This window comes from Pedococcus sp. (assembly GCF_036554925.1).
Taxonomy (GTDB): domain Bacteria; phylum Actinomycetota; class Actinomycetes; order Actinomycetales; family Dermatophilaceae; genus Pedococcus_A.
In genome coordinates this window covers 1-2584 of record NZ_DATBMI010000020.1, presented here as the reverse complement: position 1 = coordinate 2584, position 2584 = coordinate 1, and the positions used below count along the sequence as shown (strand labels likewise).

2 protein-coding genes are annotated in these 2584 nt (G+C 72.6%); both read right to left on the bottom strand.

What is annotated here, in order from left to right; all coding sequences use genetic code 11:
• Positions 1-154: 154 nt before the first annotated feature.
• On the bottom strand, positions 155-2059 hold the full coding sequence (locus VIB11_RS01495) for a DUF2207 domain-containing protein (protein ID WP_332027678.1): 1905 nt from the start codon (positions 2057-2059) through the stop codon (positions 155-157).
• A gap of 26 nt (positions 2060-2085) precedes the next feature.
• Positions 2086-2559, bottom strand: a complete 474-nt coding sequence (smpB, locus tag VIB11_RS01490; protein ID WP_332027680.1) for an SsrA-binding protein SmpB — start codon at positions 2557-2559, stop codon at positions 2086-2088.
• Between the last annotated feature and the right edge of the window lie 25 nt (positions 2560-2584).

Below are 2584 nucleotides of genomic sequence, written 5' to 3'. Positions count from 1 at the left end.
GTCCCGGGCGTGCGCTGCCGCGGGTGGGCGGCGAGCTGCGGGGTGGGCGGCGAGCTGCGGGGGTGGGCGGCGAGCTGCGGGGGTGGGCGGCGAGCTGCGGGGGTGGGCGGCGAGCTGCGGGGGTGGGCGGCGAGCTGCGGGTGGGCTCTCTCGCCTACCACGACCCGCCGGAGCTGCCACCCCCACCGCCGCCGCTGAAGCCGCCCCCGCTGGAGAAGCCGCTCCCGCCGGAGGACCCGGGCGTGCTCGTGAACGTGCCACCGGCCGTCGTGGCGAAGGAGTCCATCCCCGACGCCAGGTTGCTGAAGCTGCCGAAACCGTCGCCGATGTACCAGGTCGGCATCACCACCGGGTGGCCCGCCGCGGCGGCCGCCGCCGCGACCTGCTCGAAGGTGTCGGCCCACTTCTCGGCCACGCCGAACACGATGGCGTACGGCAGGTAGCGGCTGAAGACCGACTGGGCCTCCTCCCACCGGATCTGGTTCGCCTCGGCCGTCACGAGGTACTGGCGGAACCCCAGCGACTGCGCGTGGACGGCGCTGCCGTCGGCGGTGCGGGCTGCCATCCGGCGCCCCATCAGCCAGGTGACGGCGCCGGCGAGGACGATGCCCACACCGAGCACGACGCCCGGCGGCACCGGCAGGCCGTGGCCCGGCATGATCGCCGCGAGGCCGCCGCCGAGCCAGAACATCCCGGCGAGCCCGCCGAACACCATCAGCTTGCCCAGCCCCGTCCAGAGCCGGCGCTGGGACTCAGGTGAGCGCCGGAACCAGCCGCGGTCGACCACCTCGTCGTACATCGCCTCCTGCACGCCCTTCAGCGTCGGCGCGAAGTGGTTCTTCAGCTCGGACAGCAGCACCGAGTCGCCGGTGGCGAAGATGCCATTCAGCAGCCGCTGCTCATAGGCATGCAGGGGTTGCGGGTCCTGGGTCGGCCCCGCGGCCCTGGTGAGCCTCCAGTCCGTGCGACCGAAGAGCCCGCTGGTGGTCTCCTGCAGCGTCAGGTGGCCCCGCACGGCGAGGTCGATGACGGTGGCTGCCACGTCGATGGTGTTCGCGGACTCGTCGAGGATCGTGCCGAGCATGCCGGGCTGCACCCCCGGCGGCGGGGTGAACTGCACGGCCACCGTCGGCGCCTGCCCGCGCACGACCTCTCCGGCCTGCCCGATGCCGGGCGTCAGGCCCGGCGTGAGGCCGGCGTACTGCTCGTCGCGTCCCCGCGTGTAGACGAGGAAGCCCATCAGGCCACCCGCCAGCAGGGGCAGGGTGACACCCGTGCCGATCGCCAGCAGCCCCAGGGCGCGCGCCGTCTCGGAGGTGACGACGACGTCGCCGTCCTGCGTCACCTGGCCGGTGCGCAGGTCCGGCTGCAGGGTGTCGAAGGCCGTCCGCGGCAGCGAGGCCAGGATCGACACGCCCTGCCCCGGCGGCACCGTGCCGGCCGAGAAGCGGGCCGGGTCGCCGGGCGTGCTCTGGCAGCGGTCCGTGGAGCCCAGCTCCCCGTAGAAGCAGTCGGTGCGGTCCACGGGCTCCGGCCCGCGGACGGTGGCAGTGACGTTCTCGTACGTCCTCTCGTTCGAGGGGTCGACGAGGTTGAAGTAGAACTCGGCGTGGTCGTCGAAGCCGTTGACGTAGTTGGCCAGCGTGTACCTGACGACGTAGGAGTGGGTGCCGGTCACGGTCTCGTCGGCCCGGCCGACCCGGATCCGGTCGTAGGCGCCGAACTCCGTGACGGCGACGTCGTCCGGGGCCCCGCTGGGCGACGCGGCGGAGACCTCGCTCATCTCGTAGACGCGGTAGGTGTCCTCGCGGTCCTGGTAGCCGGCGCGCACCTTGATGAGCCGCTCGATGCCGTGCCGGTCCTCGCCCGTGGGGAACTGCCAGGTGATGTTCTCGGTCACGGACACCGAGCCGTCGCGGTTCAGCACGAAGTCGACGTGGAACGCAGTGGCCTTGTCCTCGGCCGGCAGCGCTGCCGCCGGGCTGGCCACGAGGGCCGCCAGGGCGATGACCACCGCCACCACCGCACCCAGCCGCCACGGACCCCGCCGGCGCCCCACCGGCACACCCCCCGCTGGTCGCACCCTCAGTCCGCCCGTCCACGCGAGTGCAGGGCGCGCTCGGCCTCCCGCCGGTCCTGCCGCTCGCGCAGCGCGTGTCGCTTGTCGTAGGCCTTCTTGCCCTTGGCCACCGCGATCTCCACCTTCGCGCGGCCGTCCTTGAAGTACAGCGCCAGCGGGACGATCGTGTGACCGCTCTCGCGGGTCTTCTGCGCCAGCTTGGTGAGCTCGACGCGGTTGAGCAGCAGCTTGCGCCGCCGCCGAGGCGTGTGGTTCGTCCACGTCCCGTTGAGGTACTCCGGGATGTGGACACCCTCGAGCCACAGCTCGTCGCCGTAGAAGGTGGCGTAGCCGTCGACCAGCGAGGCACGGCCCATCCGCAGGGACTTCACCTCGGTGCCGGTGAGCACCAGCCCCGCCTCGTAGGTGTCCTCGATGTGGTAGTCGTGGCGCGCCTTGCGGTTGCTCGCGACGAGCTTGCGCCCCTGCTCCTTGGCCACTGCGGCTGTCCTGCCTTCACTGCTC